The sequence below is a fragment of the Lachnoanaerobaculum umeaense genome (assembly GCF_003589745.1).
In the GTDB taxonomy this organism is placed as follows: domain Bacteria; phylum Bacillota; class Clostridia; order Lachnospirales; family Lachnospiraceae; genus Lachnoanaerobaculum; species Lachnoanaerobaculum umeaense.
This window is the reverse complement of the sequence record NZ_CP032364.1, coordinates 2,338,455-2,364,227: the sequence shown is the minus strand read 5'-3', so window position 1 is coordinate 2,364,227 and position 25,773 is coordinate 2,338,455. Positions and strand designations below refer to the sequence as shown.

The window sequence follows — 25,773 nt, the reverse complement described above, 5'->3', positions numbered from 1 at the left end:
TTCCTATACAAACACTATTACTTATATCATCACCTCTATAGATTTCAAATTCGTAGGGGTCATCAGTAAGTGCAAAGATATCAAGAGTAATAGTATCAGAACCTATATCTGTAAAATCAATATTTTTGAATCCTACAATGCTTATACCATCTCTAGCTGTAGCTACTCCATTTTCATTTCCGCTTCCCAGTTCTCCACAAGAAAAATCATATATTCCGGCATTGACATATTCAAAAGGATTTATATTTGATGAAAATAAATTTGATAAAATTGATTATCTTGAAGTAGAATCAAAAAAACATCTGAATTTGGCAAGAGAGGTAGCTGAGGAAAGCATTGTTTTACTAAAAAATGATGGTATCTTGCCGTTAAATAAAGAAAAAATAAAAACAATAGGTGTAATAGGACCAAACGCTAATTCAAGAAGATCTTTGGATGGGAACTACCATGGCACAGCTTCAAGATATATTACGGCATTGGAAGGAATACAAGATTATGTAGGAGAAGACATAAGAGTTCTGTATTCTGTAGGATGTGAGTTAAGTAGTGAAAAAAGTGAAGTATTGTCTGCAAAGCCTTATGACAGAATATCAGAGGCTTTAAGCGTAGCTGATTACTGTGATGTAATTGTTCTTTGCCTGGGGCTGGATGAAACACTTGAGGGGGAAGAGGGAGATACGGGAAATGCCTATTTTTCAGGTGATAAGAAAGATCTTTTATTGCCAAAGCCACAGCAAATACTGCTGGATGCACTTTTAAATTTAAACAAGCCAATGATTGTGAGCATTTTTTCCGGAAGTGCTATGGATTTGAGAATAGCACAAAATGCAAATGCTCTTTTACAAACCTGGTATCCAGGTGCTATGGGAGGCAGCACTTGCAAATATAATCTTTGGAGAGGTTTCTCCGAGTGCAAAATTGCCTATAACAATATATAAAGACACAGATTGTCTGCCTGATTTTGAAGATTACTCTATGGAGAATAGGACCTATAGATATTTAAAAGATGAACCTCTCTTCCCATTTGGATTTGGCCTAAACTATGGAGATACATATTTGGAGGCAGTAGATATTTTAGATGAGAGCCCTAATAGGAGTAGGGGATTGAACTTGAGAGTAGAGATTTCAAATAGAGGCAGAGCTACAAAAGATGTAGTTCAAGTATATGTAAAAAATGATTCAAAATATGCGGCCCTAAATCCTACCTTGGTCGAATTTGAAAAGATAGCAATATCATCAGGTGAAAGAGCAATAATTGAATTGAAAATAAACGAAGATGCATTTAAGGTAGTAGATAATGAAGGTCAATTTATCACTGACGGAAAAAGCTCAAAAATATATATAGGACTCAGTGCTCCGGATGTTTTGAGTGAAAGATTGACTAAGAAAAAATGTAAATGTATTGATATGGATTGGCTTATCTAAGAAAAGAGGAAATATGATTAATTTGCCAAAGTTAAAAATAGGTGTAGTAGCTGTAAGTAGAGATTGCTTCCCGGAGAGTCTTTCAGTAAATAGGAGAAAGGCTTTAATGGAGGCTTATAGCAGTAAATATGGAAATGATGATATCTACGAATGTCCTATATGTATAGTTGAAAGTGAAATACATATGGTTCAGGCATTAGAGGATATAAAGAAGAATAGTTGTAATGCATTGGTTGTTTATCTTGGAAACTTCGGACCTGAAATAAGTGAGAGCTTATTGGCAAAACATTTTGATGGACCTAAAATGATAATAGGTGCAGCAGAAGAAAGTGGAGATAATCTTATTCAGGGAAGAGGGGATGCGTATTGTGGTATGCTAAATGCAAGCTACAATTTGGCACTTAGAGGAGTGAAAGCATATATTCCGGAATATCCTATAGGTACAGCTGCAGAATGTGCAGATATGATAGCAGACTTTAGGCCTATTGCAAAAGCTGTTATAGGGCTTGGAAAATTAAAAATAATAGGTTTTGGACCAAGACCAAATAATTTCCTAGCATGTAATGCACCTATTTCACAGCTATATAAGCTCGGCGTGGAGATAGAGGAGAACTCAGAGCTTGATCTGTACGAGAGCTTTTTAAAGCATGAAAATGATGAGAGAATACCACAGGTAGTAGCAGATATGGAAAAAGAACTTGGAGACGGCAATAATAAACCGGAAATACTTCCAAAGCTTGCACAATATGAGTTGACATTGCTTGACTGGTTGGAGGCACATAAGGGTTATAGAGAATATGTTGCAATAGCCGGAAAATGTTGGCCTGCATTCCAGACAATGTTCGGATTTGTACCATGCTATGTAAATTCAAGACTTACAGGAAGAGGTATACCGGTATCATGTGAGGTGGATATATATGGAGCATTGAGCGAATATATAGGTACAGTAGTGAGTGACGATATAGTGACATTACTAGATATCAATAATAATGTACCGGCAGATATGTATGAGACTGATATAAAGGGTAGCTTCCCATATGAGCATAAAGAAACATTTATGGGATTCCACTGTGGAAATACAAATGCAAAAAAAACTTTCATTTAGAGAAATGAAAAATCAGCTAATTATGGCAAGATCTCTACCTGAAGAGGTTACCAATGGTACACTTGAGGGAGACTTGGCTCCGGGAAGTATTACATTCTATCGCTTGCAAAGTACTGCAGATGGTAAGCTTAGAGCATATATTGTAGAGGGAGAGATTTTACCTGTAAGAACAAGATCTTTCGGATCTATAGGTGTTTTTGCAATAAGCCAGATGGGAAGATTTTATCGCCATGTTCTTATTGAGAAAAATTATCCTCACCATGGTGCAGTAGTTTTTGGTAAATTTGGAAAGGCACTCTATGAAGTGTTTAAATATATAGGAGTTCCATTGGAGGATATTGATTATAATCATCCAAAGGGTGTACTATATAAGAGCGAGAATCCGTTTGCATAAAATATATCAGTGAATGATAAGATTGGAGATGAGTATGTATTATATTGGTGTTGATTTGGGAACTTCAGCCTTAAAGCTTGTAATGATGGATAGTAAGGGTGAACTTGTAAAATCTGTGTCTAAAGAATATCCGCTAGATTTTCCACATTCGGGATGGAGTGAGCAAAATCCTACAGACTGGTTTTTGGCAGTAAAGGAAGGTCTAAGGGAGATTTCAGTTGGTGCAGCTGAAAAAATAGCAGGTATCAGCTTTGGTGGACAGATGCATGGACTTGTAATTTTGGATAAGGATGACAATGTATTGAGACCTGCAATACTCTGGAATGATGGTAGAAGTACAGAGGAAACAGATTATTTAAACAATGTTATTGGAAAGGAAAAGCTTTCAGAACTTACAGCAAATATTGCATTTGCCGGTTTTACAGCTCCAAAGATACTTTGGGTAAAAAAGAATGAGCCGGAAATTTTTGAAAAAATTTCAAAAATAATGCTTCCAAAGGATTATATCAGCTATATGCTGAGTGGAAGTTTTTGCACAGATTATTCAGATGCTTCAGGCATGCTTCTCTTGGATGTCAAGAACAAAAAATGGTCATCTGAGATGATTGAAATATGTGGTATTTCAAAAAGTATGCTTCCAAAGCTTTATGAAAGCTATGAGGTTGTGGGAGATATAAAGTCGGAGATTGCAAAAGAACTGGGACTGAATGAAGATATAAAGATAATAGCCGGGGCTGGAGATAATGCGGCAGCAGCTATAGGCACCGGTACAGTGGGAGATGGTGCCTGCAATATTTCGCTTGGAACCTCCGGTACTATATTTATTTCAAGTAAAAACTTTGGAGTGGATAAATATAATGCACTTCATTCATTTGATCACTCAGATGGAAATTATCACCTTATGGGATGTATGCTCAGTGCGGCTTCCTGTAATAAATGGTGGATGGAGGATATCTTAAAGACCAAGGAATTTGCCGCAGAGCAGGAGAATATAGATAATCTTGGAGAAAACAAGGTGTTCTTTTTACCATATCTTATGGGAGAGCGTTCTCCTCACAACGATCCTGCGGCAAGAGGCACATTTGTCGGAATGAGTATGGATACAAGAAGAGAGGATATGACACTTGCAATACTTGAGGGTGTTACCTTTGGCCTTAGAGATTCTTTGGAGGTGGCAAGAAGTCTAGGTATAGAAATAAAGAAAACCATGATATGCGGTGGCGGTGCTAAGAGTCCACTTTGGAAAAGACTTGTAGCAAATATTATGAATGTAGAAGTGGAAGTGCCTGTAAGTGAAGAAGGTCCTGGATTTGGTGCTGCCATACTTGCAGCAGTAGGCTGTGGGGAATATGAAAGTGTAGAAGCAGCTACAAAATCTATAATAAAAATTAAAGAAAAAATAGAACCTGAAGCCGATCTTGTGGTAAAATATGAGGAGAGATACAAAAGGTTTAAAAAGATATATCCTGCATTGAAAGGAATATTTAAAGAGATTTTATAAGGATGGCGATTTATGTTACAGATAGGCACAAAAGCACCGAAGTTTTCACTTCCGGATGAGAATGGAACAATTAGAAACCTTTCAGATTATGAGGGCAAGAAGTTGATACTATATTTTTACCCTAAAGATAATACTCCAGGATGCACAAGTCAAGCATGCGGTTTTGGTGAGCTTTACCCGCAGTTTAGCGAGAAAGGAGTGGAGGTAATAGGTATCAGTAAGGACAGTGTGGCTTCACATAAGAAATTCAAAGATAAGTATTCATTGCCTTTTACACTGCTTTCCAATCCTGAACTTGATGTGATACAGGCTTATGATGTATGGCATGAGAAAAAACTTTACGGAAAAACATCTATGGGAGTAGTGAGAACCACATACCTTATAGATGAAAAGGGAATCATTATAGAGGCGATGGATAAGGTGAAAGCTGCTAAAAATCCTGCTGAGATGTTGGAGATTTTGGGATGAAAATAGTAGTATCACCTGCCAAGACTATGATAGAAAATACGGACAGCTATATTGGCAACAGTATACCTACATATATTGATTACAGTCGGATGCTTTTAGATGAGATAAGACAGAAGTCCTATGAAGAGATGAAAGAAATTTGGAAATGCAATGATAAGATTGCGAACGAAAATTTTGACAGATTTAAAAATATGAATTTGCAGGGGAATCTTTCCCCTGCAATATTTTCATATCAGGGCATACAATATCAATATATGGCTGTAAATGTAATGGAGTCTTCTTCACTTGAATATATAAGAGAGAATCTATATATACTTTCAGGTTTTTTCGGTATACTTAGAACCTTTGATGTGGTGAGTCCATATAGACTTGAAATGCAGGCAAAGCTTGAGATTGGAGATTGCAAAAATCTATATGAGTTTTGGGGAGACAAAATATATAGAAAGCTTTTTGAAACCGGAGAAGTGGTGATAAATCTGGCTTCAAAAGAATATTCAAAAATCATAGAAAGCTATCTTTCAAAAGAAGACAAATTTATCACCTGTGTTTTTGCTGAGAAAAAGGATGGGAAAATAGTACAGAAAGCCACCTTGGCGAAAATGGCAAGGGGAGAGATGGTAAATTTTTTAGCATCCAATGATATTCAAAATGAAGAAGAAATAAAAAAATTTGATAGATTAGGATTTGTATTTGATAAGGGTCTGTCAAATGATAATAGATATGTATTTGTATTAGGGTAAGGTTAGAATATTTTATGTATATTTCAAAGCCATATAAGGGAAGACCTGTTGATGTGGAAAAAAGACAGGACAAAGAAAAAAGATGCTATGAGTTTTTGGACAGTTTAGGTGTGGAATATGAGGTAGTGGACCATGATGAAGCTTCAGATATGGAGAAATGTAAGGAAATAGAGGGGGCACTTGGTGTAAAAATTTGTAAGAATATAGTACTTTGTAATAGGCAGGAAACAAAATTCTTCCTTTTTATGATGCCGGGAGATAAAAAATATGTTACAAAAGATATTTCAAAGAAGCTTGATATGTCCAGACTCTCCTTTGCAAAAGAAAATTATTTGAAAGAATTTTTGGATGTGACACCCGGCTCTGTAAGTGTACTTGGACTTTTAAATGATAAAAACAATAGGGTAGATTTGGTAATAGATAGAGATGTGATAAAGGCTGATTTTATTAGATGCCATCCATGTGAGAATACCTCTACATTGAAAATAAGCACAACAGATTTTTTGAACAGAATAATACCGGCATTGGGAAAAGAAGCCAAAATAATAGATAATTGAAATGAATAATAAGAAAAAGACATTTGTTGCAATAGATTTAAAATCCTTCTATGCCTCAGTGGAGTGTAGAGAAAGAAATCTTGATCCGATGGATGCAAATCTGGTAGTGGCTGATGAGAGTAGAACAACAAAAACTATTTGTTTGGCAGTGAGTCCTGCATTAAAAAACTTTGGGGTACCTGGACGACCGAGACTTTTTGAGGTTATAAAAAGATTACAGGAGATAAACAATAGAAGGCAAAAGCTTGTTGGGAAAATGGAAGGAAAATCCTATTTACTTTCAGAGCTGAAAGCAAATGCAAAGCTTGAAGTGGATATGGTAGTGGCTGTTCCAAGAATGAAAAAGTATATGGAATACAGTGCAAGAATCATTAGTGTTTATCTAAAATATGTTTCTGTAGATGATATATATGTCTATTCAGTGGATGAGGTATTTATAGATATTACAGGTTATATAGGTGATAATTCGGTAGATTTTGTAGAGAAAATGGTAAAAGATGTCTTTGATACCACGGGAATAATAGCAAGTGCAGGCATTGGAGAAAATATGTACTTAGCCAAGATAGCTATGGATATTATGGCAAAGAAAGCCAAACCAAATGAGCATGGAGCTAGGATAGGGGAGTTGACTGTAAAATCTTATAGAGAAAAGCTTTGGAGTCATACGCCTATTACAGATTTTTGGAGAATAGGTCGAGGATATAGCAAGTCTTTGGCAAAGTATGGCATATATACAATGGGAGATATAGCCAGAGAGAGCTTAAAAAAGAATCGTACCAATGAGGGAATGGATCTTTTGTATAAGTTGTTTGGAAAGAATGCCAGTTTCTTGATAGAACATGCTTGGGGAATTGATAGTACAGATATCAAGGATATAAAGTCATATACTCCGGAAAAGAAAAGCATAAGTGAAGGACAGGTACTGCTAAGACCTTACAGTTATGATGAAGTTAGGACAATAGTTATTGAGATGGCTGAGAGACTCTCATTTTCACTGCTTGAAAAAGATCTTGCTACAAGACAAATTACTTTGAGCCTTGGATATGATATTGACAGCCTTTCAGATCCGGATGTAGCAAAAAAATACATGGGAAATATCACAAAAGATTTTTATGGAAGAAGTATACCGGAGGGAGAACATGGTTTAATAAATCTTTTATCATATACAAATTCCTCTAAGGAAATCTGTAAAAAAAGCGAGGAACTGTTTGAGAGATTGGCAAATCCTATATTGTTGTTTAGGAGACTTACAATAGTTGCCAGTGATATAGGCAATAAAAGCAATTCCGGCTATATAGGAAATCTTTTGGAAAGAAATAACCTTGAAAAAGAGAATAGCAGAATGAAAGCTGTTTTAAAGTTAAAAAATAAGTTTGGAAGCAATGCAATATTTAAAGGATTAAACCTGAAAGAAGAAGGTACGATGTTAGATAGAAACAGGCAGATAGGTGGACATAAGGAGTAAGGTTGAAAAATATCAAAAAAATATAACCATAAAGAGCAGTAAGTAAGTTTTTATAGCTCCTATGACAAAGAATCATAGGAGTCCTTTTAATATATAAAAATAATGTTAGACACCAAAGTCTTAATAAAAACATTGAAGTATGTCGTAAATATTTATACAATATACATAGAAAAATAAGAGAATGTATGTGACTTTATACATATAGAGAGACTTGTATTTTTAAAGATGAAGAATTTTTGAGAGTTGTAGGGGATACTATAGAAAAAAAGTATGTCTTTAGACTTGAGCAGAAGAGAACCGTTAAAAAGATAAGATTAATTTAAAGGGAGAAGAATATGGCTGAATATATTATGGCCTTTGATGCCGGAACGACCAGCAACAGATGTATAATTTTTAATCGCAGCGGTGAGATATGTGAGGTGGCACAAAAGGAGTTTACGCAGCATTATCCAAAGCCGGGGTGGGTAGAACATAATGCAGATGCAATATGGTCTACACAGCTCAGTGTAGCTGTAGAAGCTATGGCAAAGCTTGGAATATCAGCTTTGGATATTGCAGGAATAGGTATTACAAATCAAAGAGAAACGACTATAGTTTGGGATAAGGAAACAGGTGCTCCGGTGTACAGGGCAATAGTATGGCAGTGTAGAAGGACTGCAGATTATTGTAATGAATTAAAAAATAGCGGATATTCAGATATGATTCGTGAAAAGACCGGATTATTGTTGGATGCATATTTTTCAGGAACTAAGATAAAGTGGATTCTTGACAATGTGGAAGGTGCGAGAGAAAAGGCTAAAGAGGGTAAGCTGCTCTTTGGTACAGTTGATACATGGTTGATTTGGAAGCTTACAAATGGCAAGGTACATGTGACAGACTATTCAAATGCTTCAAGAACTATGCTTTTTAATATACATACATTGGAATGGGATGAAGAGATACTTGATTTGTTTGATATTCCAAAGTCAATGTTGCCAAAGGTAGAGGAGTCTTCATGTGTTTATGGGGAATCGGATTCATCATTTTTTGGACATAGTATTCCTATTGCAGGTGTAGCAGGAGATCAACAGGCGGCACTGTTTGGGCAGAACTGTTTTGAAATGGGAGAAGCAAAGAGTACCTATGGTACAGGATGTTTTTTACTTATGAATACCGGTGAAAAGCCTGTGAAATCTGATAATGGATTGGTGACGACTATTGCTTGGGGACTTAATGGAAAGATAAATTATGCACTTGAGGGTTCAGTATTTGTCGCAGGTGCTTCTATACAATGGCTAAGGGATGAGATGCGTTTGATTGATTCATCAGTAGACTCGGAATATATGGCAATGAAAGTTGAGGATACAAATGGTTGCTATGTAGTACCTGCCTTTACAGGACTTGGAGCACCATACTGGGATCAATATGCCAGAGGTACTATTGTAGGTATTACCAGAGGTGTTAATAAATATCATATAATAAGAGCTACATTAGAGTCTATGGCATATCAGGTTAGAGATGTACTTGATGTAATGGAGAAAGATTCAGGTATAGTATTAAGTATATTGAATGTGGATGGTGGTGCCAGTGTAAATAACTTTTTAATGCAGGCACAGGCAGATTTATGTAATGTACCGGTACAGCGACCTAAATGTGTGGAGACTACTGCTCTGGGGGTAGCTTATTTAGCAGGTCTTGCAGTAGGCTTTTGGAATAGTTTGGAGGATGTCAGAGGAAGTAGAGATATTGACAGAGTATTTAAACCAAATCTCTGTGAGGAAGTTAGAATTGAGAAGATTAGATTGTGGAAAAAGGCAGTGAAATATGCCTTTGGATGGGCAAAGGAAGAGGAAAAATGAGAGACATCATTATTATAGGGGCAGGAGTATCAGGAACAGCTTGTGCTAGGGAACTTAGCAAGTATAAGCTTGATGTACTGGTAGTGGAAAAGGAAGAAGATGTATGTTGTGGAACTTCTAAGGCAAACAGTGCTATAGTGCATGCCGGATTTGATGCAAAAGTTGGAACGCTGATGGCAGAGTTAAATGTCAAGGGAAATGAAATGATGGAAGAGCTTTGTAATGAACTTGATATAAAGTTTCAAAGAAATGGAGCTGTAGTAGCATGCTATAGCAGTAATGACATTGATAAGCTTGAAGAGCTTAAAGCACGTGGCATTTCAAACGGTGTAAAGGGATTGAAAATAATATATCAACAAGAACTTAGAGAATTGGAGCCAAATATAAGTGATGAAGCTGTGGCTGCTCTCTATGCACCAAGTTCAGGAATAATATGTCCGTTTGATTTGAATATTGCAATGGCTGAGAATGCAGCTGCAAATGGTGTTGATTTCATATTTGACTGTGAAGTGAAAAACATAAATAAAAAAGATGATTTTTATGAGCTGGAGACTTCAAAGGGTAATATACAGTCAAAAATAGTTATAAATGCTGCCGGAGTATATGCAGATATATTCCACAATATGGTAAGCGAAAAAAAGATAAATATTACTCCAAGAAGAGGTGCATATTGTTTACTTGATAAATCTGTAGGAAACCATGTGAAATCGACCTGTTTTTCACTGCCTGATGAGGTATACGGCAAGGGCGTTTTGGTAACACCTACTGTGGATGGGAATCTTTTGGTAGGGCCTACAGCAAATGACATTCTTGATAGAGAAGGTACAGAGACTACTGCAACGGAGATAAGGGAGCTTATACAAAAGGCAAACAGAAATGTAAAAAATCTTCCTATGAAGCAGGTGATTACTTCATTTGCCGGACTTAGAGCACATGAAGACGGTGGAGACTTTATAGTGGAGCAGGTAGATGATGCACCGGGATTTATTGATTGTGCCGGCATAGAATCTCCGGGGCTTACAAGTGCCCCGGCTATAGGTATTAAAGTGGCAGATATTGTTAGATCAATATTGTCACCTCAGATTAATAATAACTTTGTTGAAAATAGAAAAGGTATTTTAAATCCAAATCATCTAAGTATTGAGGATAGAAATAAGCTTATAAAGGAAAATCCTACTTATGGTAATATAGTATGCCGATGTGAAATGGTAAGTGAGGGAGAAATAATTGATGCTATAAACAGACCTTTGGGTGCAAAATCATTGGACGGTATAAAGAGAAGGACCAGAGCAGGTGCAGGTAGATGTCAGGCAGGATTTTGTACTCCAAAAAGTATGGAGATCCTGTCAAGAGAGCTGAAATTACCTCAGTCACAAATAAGTAAATGCGGTGGCAATTCTACATTTATTAGAGGAATAGATAAGGAAAGCTTATAGGAGTTGATGATGAGAGAATATGATGTGGTAATAATTGGAGGTGGACCGGCAGGATTGGCTGCAGGTGCTTCTGTGAAGGAAAACGGAGTTGATTCTGTTTTAATAATTGAAAGAGACAGAGAGCTTGGAGGAATATTAAATCAATGTATACATAATGGATTCGGATTGCACACTTTTAAGGAGGAGCTTACCGGTCCGGAATATGCTGCAAGATTTATAGAAAAGGTCAAAAGTCTGAATATAGAATATAAGTTAAATACAATGGTTTTGGATATTACAGAGGATAAGATTGTCAGTTATATGAATAGTGATGATGGACTGGTGAATATAAGGGCGAAGGCAATTATTTTGGCAATGGGCTGTAGAGAGAGGCCAAGAGGAGCATTGAATATTCCAGGGTTTAGACCGGCAGGAATATATTCGGCAGGAACAGCACAAAGGCTTGTAAATATAGATGGTTTTATGCCGGGTAGAGAAGTAGTGATATTAGGCTCAGGAGATATTGGACTTATCATGGCAAGGAGGATGACTCTGGAGGGTGCAAAAGTAAAGGTGGTAGCAGAGATTATGCCATACTCCGGTGGATTAAAAAGAAATATTGTACAATGCCTTGATGATTTTGACATTCCTTTAAAACTTAGCCATACTGTAGTTAAGATAGAGGGTAAGGAAAGGGTAGAGGGTGTGGTACTTGCAAAAGTAGATGAGAATATGACACCTGTTGCAGGAAGTGAAGAGTATTATTCTTGTGACACACTTTTATTATCTGTTGGATTGATTCCGGAAAATGAGATAAGTAAGTCTGTAGGTGTTGATATAAGCAGTATTACCAATGGTCCTGTAGTAAATGAGTCTTTTGAGACTTCTATTCGTGGAATATTTGCATGTGGAAATGTTCTTCATGTACATGATTTGGTGGACTATGTATCGGAGGAGGCAAGAGCAGCAGGCTTTCATGCTGTAAAATATATAAAGGGATCTATAAACACAGATAAGAAAAATGCTGTTAAGATAGGAACTTCAAATGGAGTGCGTTATACAGTGCCTGAAATTATTAATACTGAAAATGTAGAAGAAGAAACAGTAATTCGCTTTAGAGTTGGAAATATATATAAGGATATGTATGAGAGTATATACATTGATGGCAAGAGGATAATTCATAAAAAGCGTCAGATCTTAGCCCCGGGAGAAATGGAATCTTTGGTTTTGAAGAAATCTGATTTGATAAATGCAAGTTCTATTTTGGTTACTTTGGAGGAGAGTTAGTATGGAAGAAAAGATATTGACATGCATAAGATGTCCTATGGGGTGTAGACTTGAGGTTGATGTTGAAAATAATGAAGTATTGAGCGTAAGGGGTAATACATGTAAACGAGGAGAGACTTATGCAAAAAAAGAGGTAATAGACCCTGTCAGAACTGTGACAAGCACAGTCAGAGTAAAAGGTGGTGAAATATCACAGGTATCTTGTAAGACTTCTATGGATGTGAAGAAGGATAAGGTAATGGATGTGATGAGGGCATTAAAGAATGTGGAGGTATTGGCACCTATAAGCATCGGAGATGTGTTGATTAAAAATGTGGCGGGTACTGAATCTGATATTATTGCCACAAGAGATATAAGAAAGATTGGATAAAATCAAAGAGTCTTAAGTATGGAGGGTTATTTACTTAAGACCTTTTACTTTATTCTGAAATAAGTTTTTGCTGGTATTTTTTGCTGATTTCCATAATTTCTTTGATAAAGGTGGTGGCACTGTTAGAGTAGTCCTTATTTTTGACAGTTGCTCTCACCTTTGATACTATAACATCCTCCCTATTTTGATTTAGGACAGGGAGATTATTTTTTATTTTGTAATTTGCAATATCAGATACAATATCCATTCTTTCTTCGAAAAGGGCAATCAATTCTTTGTCTATGGTATCAATTCTTTCACGCAGGTTTTCTAATTCGTTCATAAGTACTCCTTAAATAAAGCTTTAACTAAATATATTTTGACCTATTTGATAATAAAAGTAAATATAAGATTTTAATTTTCCACAGGATTTTTATTTGACAAAAAGGCAAAAATAAATATAATTAGATTATGGACTATAAAAAATTAAATTTTAAACAATTAGAAGCAAATGATATACCAAAGTATGCTAAATTTTATGGACTTAGGCATAATAGAACATGTGACAGTGTAGAGCTTGAGAGTTTTATATGGAAAGAATATTATAATGTAAGAGCAGCCATTGCGATAAGAGATGATGAGGAAGTTGGACTTCTATGGCTTATGGGGGATGAGGACAGACCTTTTTCAGCTATGCCGCTTTGTAAGGAAGAGGACCTTGAGTATTGCTTCGGCTTGATAGTTGAGTATTTTAATGAGGTATTGAATTTACCATTAAAGATACATCTGGCGGATGAGGAAGGAATAAAAGCATTGAATTTGCCGGAGGATAAATTTGTTGTAAGGTTGGAGGAAGATGCGAAGGACTATCTGTATGAGGGAGAGAAGCTTAGAACTCTTTCAGGAAAGAAGCTTCACAAAAAGAAAAACCACTACAATAATTTTATAAAGAATTATGGTGATAGATATGAATATAGGGTACTTGGATGTGATCCTACAGATAGAGATGATGTATTCAAGTTTTTGGATAAGTGGAGAGAGCAAAAGGGAGAAGAGGTTGAACAACATCTGGATCCTGAGGTAGATGGAATACATGATATTTTGCTTAATTGTACTAGATTGAATATCAGAATGGGAGCAATATATATTGACGGCAAAATGGAAGCTTTTTCGATAGGCAGCTACAATGCTTTGGAGGATATGGCTGTGATACATATTGAAAAGGCCAATCCTGAAATCACAGGTCTTTATCAGGCAATTAATAAGGAGTTTTTGGTACATGAATTCCCGCGTGTAAGTCTTGTAAATCGTGAGGACGATCTGGGACTTGAGGGACTTAGACATGCAAAGCAGAGTTATTATCCGGTGGATTATGCGAGAAAGTACTATGTTGAGCAAATAAGGTAATATTATGATAAAATATTTGAATCAAAAAGAAAAGATATTTACAAAGCCTCTGTATAAGGAGGCTTTTTTTGAAGATTCCGACAGCTTTGTAAATTATTATTATGAGGAAAAGCTTAAAGATAACAGGATCTTGGCAGATATAGAGGGTGAGAGTGTAAGGTCTATGATTATGCTAAATCCTTATAAAATATCGGTTTTTAATAAAATTTATAATCTGGATTATATAGTTGCTGTGGCGACCGGAAAGGAATTTAAACGACAGGGCTATATGAGAAGTCTTTTAAATAAAGCACTTTGCGATATGAATGTGGAAGGCATTCCTTTTACATATTTGATACCTGCAAATAAGGACTATTATTTGCCTTTTGATTTTGCCTTTGTAGCGGATAAAAATGAGTATATTGAAAATTTTTCGGGTTTTAATAAACAGGTAATAAAAGAGGATGGGATAGAAAAGGAGTTTATTGATAGGATATTAGACTTTATAAATAATGAAGTTTCAAAGGAGAATGATGTATATACCTATAGAGATGAGCATTATTTTATAAGAGAGTTAAGGGAGATTGCTTCCGAGGACGGATTTATAAATATATACAGTGATGAAAATGATATAGTAGCGTATGAATCTTTTTGGGGTAAAAAGCTTGAGCTAAAGGAAAGAATAGTGTCATCAAAGTTTGTAAAGAGGAAGTTTGGCAAGGAAAATATTATGGTCAGAATCACTGATATAGTAGAGCTTTTGTCAAATTTCAGAGCTAAGGAGCCTATAGATATCATTATAAAAATTAATGACAATATCATAGGGTCACAAAACGGATATTTTAGAATTGAGATGGATGAGAGATGTTCAAGTGTTTCAAGGATTTCAGATATAGGGGACAAGGGTTTTGTGGAGTTTGATATAATAGACTTTACCGGATGGATATTCGGATATGTAAGTGATGTAAAATGCAGTCTTATAAACTTTTTGGATAAAAGTACTGCAAAAAAAACATTAGATTCTATAAATAAAATCAGTGGAATATTTATAAATGAACTTGTATAATAAGCGTTGATGCATAAAAGCTTGTAAGAGGAGATTATAAGTTTGCTTGTAATATATTGGAGCTTTATACTATATGCAGATAGAAAGAAGGGTGTAGAATGAAAAATCCATTACATTATCAATTATCTGAATATGATTGCGGGCCGACTTCAATGCTTAATGCGCTGAGCTTTCTATTTGAAAGGGAAGATATTCCGCCGGAAGTTATTAGAAACATTATGCTTTACACACTTGATTGCTACAGTAATGAGGGACATCCCGGTAAGAGCGGAACATCTCATATGGCAATGATGTTTCTTAGTAATTGGCTGAACAGATTCAGAGAAATAAGACAGCTCAATGTAATATGTGAATATATTACAGGTGAACAGGTTTTCATCGGTGAAACAAGCCGTATAAATGATGCACTTAATAGAGGTGGTGCGGTGGTAGTAAGGCTCTTTTATGATGTACAGCATTATGCGCTGCTTACAGGTGCGGATGATAAAAATATTTATATGTTTGATCCTTACTATGAGGATGAGTTTACGGATGAGCACTGGTCACAGTTTATACCGGAAGGTGATGTGGAGTTGGTACTTGATCAGCCTCTGAAATATAATCGTGTTGTGCCTTTTGGCTATTTTAACAGGGAGGGTGATGTACTCTATGCTCTTGGAAACTTTGAAAACCGTGAGGCTGTAATACTTTATAATGAGAAGACAGAAAAGACTCCGGAGAAGACTATAGAGTACTTTATATAATAGACTTACAGGCAGCTGATTTAGTGATCAGCTGTCTTTTTTAAATTCTTTAAAATCACTACCAAAGTCCGAAAAGATGTACAGCATGTCTGATATGATAATTACAGTAAATATATTAACGGAGGTAATTATGTCCAGATTAGCTAATATTGTGGTATATGAAGAGAATAAGGGGATTTTAAAGAACAACGGATTTTATAATGACGGTAAGTTTATAAAATTGCCGCATGATTTGGAGAAGCATAGGAATGTGGTGGTACTCTCACCTAATGCTATTAAAGACATTGTGGAGGATAAGGGCAAATTTTTTGCCAAAGGGTTTAAGTACTCTTCAAAATGTGAAATTTCTGTTGTAAACGCAGACAGCTTTGAATATCTTTCCGATTTAGTAATGAATTTTGCCAATGCATATCATCCGGGAGGTGGCTATAAGAACGGGGCTTGTGCACAGGAAGAGTGTTTATGTAGGCAGAGTACTTTGTACGAATCTATAAGTTCATCCAAAGCTTCTAAGATGTATAAGTATAATTTTAAATTTGGAACGGCATTTGATTCCGATTATATGCTTCTGTCACCTGTAGTAGATGTATTTAGGAATATAGATTTAGAATTTATTTCTAAACCTTATACCACAGCTGTTATGACTATTCCTGCACCGAATTTGTTTGACAGAGCATATGGACAGTCAAAAGAGGTTCTTGATAAGGTAATGAAGAAAAGGCTCAGGCAATATCTTTACTGTGCGGCAAGATTCGGATATAGAACAATTACATTGGGAGCGTGGGGCTGTGGAGCATTCGGACATGATGCCAAAGATGTGGCGGGATACTTTAAAGATTTGCTGATAGAAGAGAATATGTGGAAGCTGTTTGATAAAATTATATTTGCTGTTTATGGAAGAGGTAACAGCGAGTATAATTATAGAAAGTTTAAAGAAATATTGGGAGGTGGTGAAGACAGCAAAGTTTATAATGAATAAAAATACCTGCAATTAACGTACGTAAAAAAGTACGTTATACTTTCTTTGTAAGGAGATAATATTATGACTGCAATTAGTATAACAAAGGCAAGAGCGAATCTTTACCAAATTGTTTCAGATGTTAATGAATATTCGCAGCCGATAATTATAACAAATAAATATCATTTGCGAAGATCCGTTTAAAACTCCACCACCATATGAGAGTTTGGTTGGAAGTCTTACCGGGTTTTATTCAAGGCGTATAAATATTCAGCACAGATTAGTATATGAAGTTTATAGTGATGAGATTATAGAGAATGGTATAGCGTATGAAGGTGTGGTAAAAGTAGCACACATGTGGACGCATTATGAGGGAATAAAATAATAATTGAAAAATATAATCTTTGTGCTACAATAGTCCTTAACAATATATGTTAAAGTTTTGACATAGTTTCAAAGCTTGACGGTTTTAATGGAGGTTTTGTTATGAAACGTTTAAGAATGATGCGTGCACCACTCAAGTATGTACAGGGAAAAGGAGCTTTGCTTCAGTTCCGTAAGGAAATGGAGTATATGGGAAAGAGATGGTTGTTTGTCTGTTCGAATAGCGGTTACAACAGCTGCCATGAAGATTTGGAAAAGAGTTTTGAAGGAGAAGATGATTATCGCAGATATGAAGTCTTCGGAGGAATGTCAAGTATCAGCGAGATAAAGAAAATGCAGGACATTGTTGAGGCTGATAAGATTGATGTTGTTGTTGCGGTAGGCGGCGGTTCAGCAGTGGATGCGGCTAAGGCAACAGCATACTACATGGGTAAGAGAATAGTTATAATACCTACAGTTGCAGCTACAGATGCACCTTGTACAGGACTTTCAGTTATATATAATGATGACGGAAGCTTTAATAAATATTTATTCTATCCGCAAAATCCGGATGCGGTACTTGTAGACAGCAGTGTTATAGCTAAAGCACCTGTAAAGTTTTTGATTGCAGGAATGGGAGACGCTCTCGGAACATACTTTGAAGGAAGAGCTTCACTTCGTACAGAGTCACCAAGTTTGGAGAGTGGCGGTATCACAAGAGCCGGTATGGCGATTGCAAGGGCTTGCTATGATACCTTAAGAAAATATGGAAAAGCGGCTATAACCGCCTGTGAGAATAATGTTGTTACTCCGGCTTTGGATGCAATCATCGAGGCTACAGTTTACCTATCAGGTGTAGGAGCAGATAATGTAAACTGTGCGGCTCCTCATTCATTCTACAACGGAGTTACTTCACTTGGCGGACATGAGGCATATCATGGTAATTGTGTAGCATTCGGTACTTTGATACAGCTTACACTTGAGTGTGCCGATAAGGCCGAGTTTGAGGATATACAGAATTTCTGTCTTGAAGTAGGACTGCCTATTACACTTGCAGAGCTTGGAGATTTTACAGATGAGGATCTTCATACTATAGCAAAGAATGCCTGCGTAAAGGGAGAAACAATACATAACCTTGCCGGAGACGTAACACCTTATGAGTTGTATGCGGCTATTATAGCTACAGATGCTTTAGGTAAGGCAAGACTTGGCAAGTAATCTATTTAATGGATAAGTGGCTGTTGCCGGATAGATATTTTATCTGTTTGGCAGCAGCTTTTTTGATGTTATAAGGGGGCTATATGTGGTAAAATTGTAGAAGAAAAATAGGAGTAGGTGAAAGATATCTATAAGAAGAAGGATATAAATAAACTTTGAGCGGGGGTGTGTGATGTCAAACTATGTATACAATTATTTACTGTGCGATAATGTGGCGAAAAAGAGAGGAGTTTAGAGAGTTGATAGATATTTTTGGAAGAAAATCTTAAGAGTAGCTAGCATATAATTGTTTTAGGGATGAAATATAGTCAATGATTGTATATGTAAAGATAATGTATATGTATTGAAATAGCAATGCTTCAACATTCTAATTGATATATATATTTAAGCAGATTCCCGTTTTAGCAGTATGTCGGTAACAAGATGTAACCTATTTGATAGTGTTTTGAAATACACATGAAGAGTGGTGAAAACTGAATATTGAAATTTAGGTAGGACTAAATTAGCTCTTTAAGTAAGTGTCAAGCTAAGTACACATAGAGCAAAAAAGTCATAGAACTAGAACTTATCATTCTAATCCTACGACTTTTTATTTTTACAACTCTCAGGAATCTCATCTGACTAAGGTACTAAGAGCGAAGCATCTCTACCGGACTGTATTGTATCAAAAATAAATGTAAGAAATTTTTGTGGTGTCAGGTTATGAGGTATCGCACTTTGAATTATGCTATATATCATTGTTGAGGTATTGGCATCATCAGGTATATTAGAAAACAACCAAGAGGAAATAGATCAACAGATAAAGGTGCAAAATTGTAAGGATGTTACAATAATCGAAAATCATTAGTACGTGTCCGTTTTATGGGATATATAATAGTTTAAAATTGGAATCAGGATGGAGAAATTTTAATCCTGATTCTTTTTTTGACCTTATTATTGAGCCTTATTTTGAGATTTTTTGATTGAAAAGTGACATTTCACCTTGGTGAAAAAAATCTTTAGATATCTAAAAGCTATCATGGATTTTTTTGCGTTTTATAGTATAATTCCTATTAGACTGTACGTTATTGTAACCGTTTTGACGATAAAGGAAAGGTAATAGGAATTATGGCAATTTCTTATAACGGATTATTGAAACTCGTGATTGACAAAAATATGTATAAAAAGGATCTTACAGAGAAGTTAGGTATTAGCTCAGCTACTATTGCAAAGATGGGAAAAGGTGAAACTGTATCTGTAGAGGTGTTGCAGAATATTTGTTGAGGTAATATTGTGAAAAAACACCTTGGAAAGAAATCTAGAATTTATAGCAAATTCCCTAGATGTAAAGGGAGATAGCTCAAGGTCAAAATTACACAAATATTTCATTACAGAGTTTTTTAAAGATCATACTGTAACTTAGACAGTTAATGATGTCGGTAAACGACCAATTTATTGGTTATTTGACGCTTGTAAAGGAAATGGCTTTAAGTGTTTAGTTTATATGTACAGATATAATAAAGATACGGTAGGCATAATTCGAACTGATTATTTAGTAAAGTCTCAAAATGCAATTGAAAATGTACTTAAAAATGCTGAATATGTCATTTTAACATCTGGAAGTGCTGTTGACCGAGCTCAAGCAACAAAACAAAGAGATAAGTACATAAAGCAGCTTGCTGAAATCCGTACATACTATCAGGCTTTATCGCACGTGGCACAGCAGCGAATTGAATTGGATCTTGATGATGGAGCAAATGAGAATTATGCAAAGTTCCAAGGAATCGAAGTATCCATCTAAGGAGAAAAGAAGCAGACAATTAACGTATTAGCAAAGGCTTAAGGAGAGATAAATTGGATATTGAGACAGCAGCAACGTCGGAAATAAAAAGTAGAATAGCATTAACAGAACTGTTGTCTCAATTTATCAATGAAGGTGACAAAGAACCTAAATGGGATGGCTTTATTTATGCTTATTCAGACAAATCAAAAAGTAACGACAACATGATTGGACGTGCACCCATACAGGTAAAGGGAAAGCTATTGAAAAGGTTGAGCAAAAATGGCAGAACCTATCCGGTTGATAGAAATAATATGATTAGTTACCGAAATGATGGTGGAATCATATACTTTGTCGTTGAACTTTCTAATGATGGAAGTAAAAAGATTTTTTATGCATCACTTACTCCGTACTTGCTTAACAACTATTTGAATTTACCTTGCAGTGGTTCAAATATAAATATTATGTTGAAACCATTACCGGGAAAGAATAATGATTTCGAGAATTTGGTTATAAACTTCATAAAAGATTGCAAAAAACAGGCTGTATTGAATACTACTGGCAAAAATTGGGAGGTTCCAGAAATTATCAAATTGCTTGGGCCAGACAATATAAAAATGAACTGTAATTTTACAGCCAGAGGGTATGATGTGCATGATCCATTTTCAATTCTAATGCATAATGAACTCTATTTATATATGGAGAATGAGGAAAGTGGTTTACGTTTTCCAATACAATATCTCTCCAATATAGAGTCTATGTGTACAGAAGTGGAAGCAAATGTATATGCCAATGGAAAGCTGTACTACGACAAAATTTCAATCGAAAAATCGAAAGATGGAAGTGATTCTGTCAAGGTGGGACCGTCTTTAAAAATAATATTTTCTGAGGAGAAGGCAACCTTTAAGTATGATTTGAAGGGAACACTAGATGAGCAGATACATAGCATAGAGTTTTTAATGGATATGCTTGTAGATGAGGGAATTTATTTCGATGAGGATAAATTTTCTATGAGTCCAACGAAGAAAGAATTAAAAAAGTTCTCTAATCAAGGTATGGAAGAAAAGCTGAAAAAATTCTATGAAATTAAGAATTTTTTGGAGCAGATGGGAGTAAAAGATTCGTTTGATGTAGAGAAAGCAACAGAAAAGCAACTCTGTGATCTTGAGATTTTTATAAAATCAGTGTTGCACGATGAAGAAATATTTTTCAATGAGACAGATTTGCCGCTACTTGGAATGTTTGAGGTAGGGAATTTACATCTCATGCTTCTATTAAGGCAGCAGGACAATGGATCATATAAGATAAAGGATTATTTTAGGACAGAAATGCACTGTAAATTGGATGCCGAAGGAAGAAATGATACATCTCAGTTTTGCATTATGAGAGCATCTGATTACGAAAAAGCATCCAATATAGGTATATCGTTGATTGAAAAGTCATTCAAAGAACATTATAACAAAGCTCATTACGAAAGGACGAATCTGTGCTTGTTAGAAATGATAAAAGCTTATGATAATACAAGGAGAACAGAGCTTATAACATTGGCACAGAATTTATGTGAATGGTTAATACAAAGTGATGAACCTAGTCCTATATATACATTAAATTTATTTCAGTGTGTGTTAAGAACCCGAGAGTTGCGCGACGAAGAGATAAAAGACTTGTCAAATCTTACACAGGATGAAAATACACAGATAAGATTAGGGGCAAACATATTACTGGGAAATCATAGAATGGCAAGAGTGGAATATAACTCTTTAAGTGATGAAGATAGGGAAGCTTTCCAGCAATATCCAATCTTTAAGTTTTATGAGACTGACAATAACGAAGGAAAGGTGGCTCCATAGATGGAAATACAAGAAATACAGGATAAATTAAATAACCTATTATCTGGGAATGAGAGAAAAATCGTGTTCTGGTATGATGGCAATGCTGCCTATGCAGAAGAAATTTACAATATCCAGATTAATGAAGGTTGTAAAAGAATGGGAGATACAACAGAACGCAGGATTATTTCCTTGTCATTGCAGACCAAGATGATGAAACGAAGGAATTGCACAGATATAAATTTGAAATAGATATTGCAGATTTTAGATTTTTAGATGAAGAAAGTGGGGTATAAGTATGGATGATAATTACATGATTGGTAAGATTAATACATATTCACACCAGCTTGCAGTAAAAATGAGTCAGTGGCTTGGGGATAAACTCCCTAAGCTTACTGATAAATGGTGGGAAGAACTTGTGGTTAATAACCTCTCTACGTTGCAAAGAGAGCAAGTTATAAATAATAATATCACGGATATATCTGGACTAGATCTTGCAGCACTTCTTCGTGTGTTTGATCGTAACTGGTTTGTTATTACAAGTTCGTTCTTTGTAAATAGTAAGGAGCGTAACAAAATTCGCCAGATGATGGAAATTCGTAATAGCTGGGCACATATAAGCAGCCGGGAGATTTCTAAGGAAAAGGTAATTGGCGATGTAGAGGTTATTATTGAGTTAATGCAGGCTTTTGATGCACCTATGAGTGAGACAAGAGATATGGAAGTCTTTATCATTGATGTAGAGGATGATGTAGATATTCAGGATAAAGCAATACCTTTACAAAAGAACAATATAGTGGTAGCTTCAAGCTCGTCAGAAACAAATATATCAAGTGAACCAGGTACTATTACAGCTGGTAGCGTAGTTTGCCTTGTCAGTGACCCTAGTGTTACCGGGGCTGTAATTGGCATAGATAATGGAAAATACACGGTTTGGATTAATAATGGACCACAGACCTTTTATGCAGAACAGATTCGTTTAAAAGAAAACTTGAGTCTGACAGAACATCTTACACTTACAAAGGTACGTTCTGCACTTACCGCATATCAAATTAATAATCCGGGATCTAGCAATCTGTACTCTCTAAATGCAGCACGTATAGATTTTGTTCCTTATCAGTTCCGCCCGGCATTAAAGATGATTAAGGCAGATAGTCCAAGATTGCTTGTTGCAGATGATGTCGGTGTTGGTAAAACTATTGAGGCAGGTCTAATCCTAAAAGAAATGGAAGCACGTTCTAATATCAACTCTGTTCTTATCATTTGTCCTAGACCTCTGGTTGCAGAGCGTAAATGGGAAATGGAAATGAAGCGTTTTGATGAGAATTTTACACAGTTAGATGGTAGAAATCTTGTCGAAGCAATTTCAGAGACAGATAGGGATGGAGAATGGCCTGAGAGACACAGAAAAACAATCATTCCATATTCTCTTTTGGGAGAAGATATTATTATGGGAACCGAGGCTCAGACTAGCAAGAAACGTAAGGAAAAGGGATTGCAGCAGTTAGATCCTTTACCACATTTTGATCTTGTGATTGTGGATGAGGCTCATAATATCCGCAATGCAAATACGTGGGCATATCAAGGTGTCGAATTATTTACACGTAATGCAGATGCAGTTGTATTTTTGACTGCAACACCACTTCAAAATAGTAACAATGATTTATATACATTATTAAATTTGCTTCGACCTGACGTAGTGATTGACAAAGATACTTTTAAGACAATGTCAGAACCGAATGCATATGTGAACGCATTACTTCGTGCAGTAAGAAATCAGGCAGAAGGGTGGCAGGAACAGGCAAAAGAAGAAATATCTCATATTCTAAGTACAAGTTGGGGAAGAAATGTTATTCAGCATAACCCTAATTTTGCAAGAGTATTTGAGTTAGTTGATCGTGATGAGATAACTAGAGAAGAAAAAATTGAAGCTATCAGTATGATTGAGAGTCTGCATTCCTTCAACAGTATTATTACAAGGACAAGACGTAGAGATATCGAAGATTTCTGTATCAGACGTACACAGACAGTAAATGTACCATTCACAGAGAATCAGAGAGATATCTATGATGCTTTAATTGATTTTGAGGCTAATTCTTTGGCTGCTATCCATGGTAGTAGATCGGTACGATTCATGATGTGTACTATTATGCGACAAGCTGCAAGCTGTATCTATGGATTAGCACCATTCTTAAATGATTTGGTTGAAAAACGTCTGAATCAAGTACAAGAGGATGGTGAATTATTTGAGTTTGACTTAAGTATGAACTCTGATGATGAAAACTCAATTTTTGAACTTGCAGATGAAATAGCGACATTAACATCAAGTTTACCGGAATATGATCCAAAGTTGGAAAAGCTGTATGAAGTCATTGACCGTAAACAAGAGGATGAAAATAATAGAGTGATCATTTTTAGCTCCTTTAGACACACTTTGCGATATGTAAGAAAACATCTACAGAAAAAAGGATATCGAGTAGCACAGGTTGATGGTTCTGTGCCAGATGAGGAAAGATATCATATACGTGCTAGATTCCAAAAAGATAGAGAAGAGCCGGATGCGATTGATGTTTTACTGTTTTCAGAAGTAGGATGTGAAGGCTTAGATTATCAGTTCTGTGATACCATGATTAACTATGATTTGCCATGGAATCCAATGAGAATTGAGCAGAGAATCGGACGTATTGATCGTCGAGGTCAGACAAGTAAGACAGTAAAAATCTATAATATGATTACAGAAGGAACAATTGATGCTGTAATACACGACAGATGTTTGTCAAAGATTGGAGTCTTTGAAGCAAGTATTGGTGATTGCTCTGATATTTTAGGAGATATTAGTGAACAGATTTTCAAAATCATGTTTGATCCGGAACTCACGGATGAAGAGAGAGAATTGAAGATTGAAAAGATGGCAGATAATGAAGTCATGAAAGTCCGGGAGCTCAATCGATTGGAACAGGAAGAGAAGTCTTTGTATGGATTTGATCTTTCAAATTTCATTCAGAATAAAAATGTCCAAGATGCTGAAAACTCATGGATTTCACCAGATAGCATTAAAAATCTTGTGGATTTATTTTTGGTGGATTATTTGGGCGAAGGTGAGTATATCAGATCAAATAAGAACACTGAGCTTTGTACAATGCGTCTTGCTGCAGATAAGCGAGCAAAGTTGAGAGACGGGCTTGGTAAGATTGATTTAGTGAATACAAATAATGCAACAAAACTGTGGAATGCATATTTGAAATCTAATAATGCTCAGTTAAGGGTTACATATGATGCAGCAACTGCGAAGGATAATCGAGATGTAACATTCTTAACACAGATGCATCCCCTTGTTATTCAGGCGGCACAGTATGAAAGCAAGCAGCTTCCATGTGTAATTGGACTTAGTGTTTCAGATGAAAGCCTTCCGGCAGGTGATTATGAATTCCTGATTTATGCATGGAAATATGTAGGGCTTAGACCTGATATCAAATTAAAAGCAATAAGTGAAAATGAGTATGTAGAGAATAGTATTCTTTCATATTTGCAATTTGCATCAGACTATGCTTTTGATGATATTCCACATTCTGCAAGATGGGACTCGATGGATTCGTTACATTATGACAGTTGGCAAGCTGCAAAGGAAGAATATATCCAGTCAGTAAAAGAATCTTGCGAATACAGAGTAGAGCAGCTTAGACAGACAACAACAAAACGAGAGATGATTATTCGGGGTCAGATTGCCGGTGCAACAGACGAAAGAATTATACGAATGAGAACTGCTCAGTTAGATAACTTATTAAAAGGTTATGAGGAACAAAAAAAAGTGCTTGATGAGACAATTCAGAAAGCAGATATTTTGACACAGCCACTTATTAAGGGTGTGCTACATGTAGAGTAATTCCTTTGGCAGGGGCTAAAATGT

23 protein-coding genes and 2 pseudogenes are annotated in these 25,773 nt (G+C 35.8%); 24 read left to right on the top strand and 1 reads right to left on the bottom strand.

Annotated features, from left to right (window positions below; genetic code table 11):
• Positions 1–137 precede the first annotated feature (137 nt).
• From D4A81_RS11055 to D4A81_RS11000, 12 genes and pseudogenes are all read left to right on the top strand, one after another.
• Positions 138–984 (top strand): annotated as a pseudogene (locus tag D4A81_RS11055) (glycoside hydrolase family 3 C-terminal domain-containing protein); the annotation flags it as partial.
• Positions 976–1,425 carry a fibronectin type III-like domain-contianing protein gene (locus D4A81_RS11050; RefSeq protein ID WP_242977563.1) on the top strand — a complete coding sequence of 150 codons (450 nt, stop codon included), beginning with the start codon at positions 976–978 and terminating at the stop codon, positions 1,423–1,425. The pseudogene D4A81_RS11055 and the gene D4A81_RS11050, both read left to right, overlap by 9 nt.
• A gap of 13 nt (positions 1,426–1,438) precedes the next feature.
• Positions 1,439–2,924 (top strand): annotated as a pseudogene (locus tag D4A81_RS11045) (L-fucose/L-arabinose isomerase family protein).
• Positions 2,925–2,958: 34 nt separating this feature from the next.
• Positions 2,959–4,425 (top strand): xylulokinase, encoded by a 1,467-nt coding sequence (gene xylB, locus D4A81_RS11040; RefSeq protein WP_111523994.1) that lies wholly within the window; start codon positions 2,959–2,961, stop codon positions 4,423–4,425.
• 12 nt (positions 4,426–4,437) lie between these two features.
• A complete protein-coding gene (gene bcp / locus D4A81_RS11035) occupies positions 4,438–4,893 on the top strand; it encodes a thioredoxin-dependent thiol peroxidase (RefSeq protein WP_111523995.1) in 456 nt (151 codons plus the stop codon).
• Complete coding sequence (yaaA, locus tag D4A81_RS11030; RefSeq protein WP_111523996.1) at positions 4,890–5,633, top strand: peroxide stress protein YaaA; 744 nt, start codon at positions 4,890–4,892, stop codon at positions 5,631–5,633. The genes bcp and yaaA overlap by 4 nt, the downstream gene beginning before the upstream one ends.
• Before the next feature lie 14 nt (positions 5,634–5,647).
• Entirely contained in the window at positions 5,648–6,190 is a 543-nt protein-coding gene (locus tag D4A81_RS11025) for a prolyl-tRNA synthetase associated domain-containing protein (protein ID WP_111523997.1), read from the top strand.
• 1 nt (position 6,191) lies between these two features.
• Positions 6,192–7,655 carry a Y-family DNA polymerase gene (locus D4A81_RS11020; RefSeq protein WP_111523998.1) on the top strand — a complete coding sequence of 488 codons (1,464 nt, stop codon included), beginning with the start codon at positions 6,192–6,194 and terminating at the stop codon, positions 7,653–7,655.
• A 335-nt stretch (positions 7,656–7,990) separates the two neighbouring features.
• Positions 7,991–9,493 (top strand): glycerol kinase GlpK, encoded by a 1,503-nt coding sequence (glpK, locus tag D4A81_RS11015; protein WP_111523999.1) that lies wholly within the window; start codon positions 7,991–7,993, stop codon positions 9,491–9,493.
• Entirely contained in the window at positions 9,490–10,929 is a 1,440-nt protein-coding gene (locus tag D4A81_RS11010; protein WP_111524000.1) for an NAD(P)/FAD-dependent oxidoreductase, read from the top strand. Before glpK ends, D4A81_RS11010 begins: the two co-directional genes overlap by 4 nt.
• A 9-nt stretch (positions 10,930–10,938) precedes the next feature.
• A complete protein-coding gene (locus D4A81_RS11005; protein ID WP_111524001.1) occupies positions 10,939–12,195 on the top strand; it encodes an NAD(P)/FAD-dependent oxidoreductase in 1,257 nt (418 codons plus the stop codon).
• Between the two features lies 1 nt (position 12,196).
• Positions 12,197–12,565 (top strand): DUF1667 domain-containing protein, encoded by a 369-nt coding sequence (locus D4A81_RS11000; protein WP_111524002.1) that lies wholly within the window; start codon positions 12,197–12,199, stop codon positions 12,563–12,565.
• Between the two features lie 49 nt (positions 12,566–12,614).
• On the opposite strand, the gene D4A81_RS10995 is transcribed toward D4A81_RS11000, so the two are convergent.
• A complete protein-coding gene (locus D4A81_RS10995) occupies positions 12,615–12,887 on the bottom strand; it encodes a chorismate mutase (protein ID WP_111524003.1) in 273 nt (90 codons plus the stop codon).
• Between the two features lie 128 nt (positions 12,888–13,015).
• Between D4A81_RS10995 and D4A81_RS10990 the strand changes: the two genes are divergently transcribed.
• The 12 genes from D4A81_RS10990 to D4A81_RS10935 all read left to right on the top strand — a co-directional run bounded on the left by D4A81_RS10990 (position 13,016) and on the right by D4A81_RS10935 (position 25,749).
• Positions 13,016–13,951, top strand: coding sequence for a DUF2156 domain-containing protein (locus D4A81_RS10990; protein ID WP_111524004.1), 936 nt, complete (start codon positions 13,016–13,018; stop codon positions 13,949–13,951).
• Between the two features lie 4 nt (positions 13,952–13,955).
• Positions 13,956–14,996, top strand: coding sequence for a GNAT family N-acetyltransferase (locus D4A81_RS10985; RefSeq protein WP_111524005.1), 1,041 nt, complete (start codon positions 13,956–13,958; stop codon positions 14,994–14,996).
• Positions 14,997–15,094: 98 nt separating this feature from the next.
• Positions 15,095–15,739 (top strand): C39 family peptidase, encoded by a 645-nt coding sequence (locus D4A81_RS10980; RefSeq protein ID WP_111524006.1) that lies wholly within the window; start codon positions 15,095–15,097, stop codon positions 15,737–15,739.
• 130 nt (positions 15,740–15,869) lie between these two features.
• On the top strand, positions 15,870–16,718 hold the full coding sequence (locus tag D4A81_RS10975) for a TIGR02452 family protein (protein ID WP_111524007.1): 849 nt from the start codon (positions 15,870–15,872) through the stop codon (positions 16,716–16,718).
• A gap of 63 nt (positions 16,719–16,781) precedes the next feature.
• Positions 16,782–16,901: a type II toxin-antitoxin system Phd/YefM family antitoxin gene (locus D4A81_RS10970; RefSeq protein WP_242977553.1), complete on the top strand. Its 120-nt coding sequence runs from the start codon at positions 16,782–16,784 to the stop codon at positions 16,899–16,901.
• 22 nt (positions 16,902–16,923) lie between these two features.
• The gene (locus D4A81_RS10965) at positions 16,924–17,082 is read left to right on the top strand and encodes a type II toxin-antitoxin system YoeB family toxin (protein ID WP_330405009.1); all 159 of its coding nucleotides are present in this window, start codon (positions 16,924–16,926) and stop codon (positions 17,080–17,082) included.
• 101 nt (positions 17,083–17,183) lie between these two features.
• On the top strand, positions 17,184–18,278 hold the full coding sequence (locus D4A81_RS10960) for a glycerol dehydrogenase (RefSeq protein ID WP_111524008.1): 1,095 nt from the start codon (positions 17,184–17,186) through the stop codon (positions 18,276–18,278).
• A gap of 1,107 nt (positions 18,279–19,385) precedes the next feature.
• Positions 19,386–19,541: a helix-turn-helix domain-containing protein gene (locus tag D4A81_RS10955; protein WP_111524009.1), complete on the top strand. Its 156-nt coding sequence runs from the start codon at positions 19,386–19,388 to the stop codon at positions 19,539–19,541.
• A 220-nt stretch (positions 19,542–19,761) separates the two neighbouring features.
• Positions 19,762–20,058 carry a hypothetical protein gene (locus tag D4A81_RS10950; RefSeq protein WP_111524010.1) on the top strand — a complete coding sequence of 99 codons (297 nt, stop codon included), beginning with the start codon at positions 19,762–19,764 and terminating at the stop codon, positions 20,056–20,058.
• 53 nt (positions 20,059–20,111) lie between these two features.
• Positions 20,112–21,887, top strand: coding sequence for a hypothetical protein (locus tag D4A81_RS10945; protein ID WP_111524011.1), 1,776 nt, complete (start codon positions 20,112–20,114; stop codon positions 21,885–21,887).
• Positions 21,888–22,118 (top strand): hypothetical protein, encoded by a 231-nt coding sequence (locus D4A81_RS10940; RefSeq protein WP_111524012.1) that lies wholly within the window; start codon positions 21,888–21,890, stop codon positions 22,116–22,118.
• A gap of 46 nt (positions 22,119–22,164) precedes the next feature.
• Positions 22,165–25,749, top strand: a complete 3,585-nt coding sequence (locus D4A81_RS10935; protein ID WP_111524013.1) for an SNF2-related protein — start codon at positions 22,165–22,167, stop codon at positions 25,747–25,749.
• Positions 25,750–25,773 lie beyond the last annotated feature (24 nt).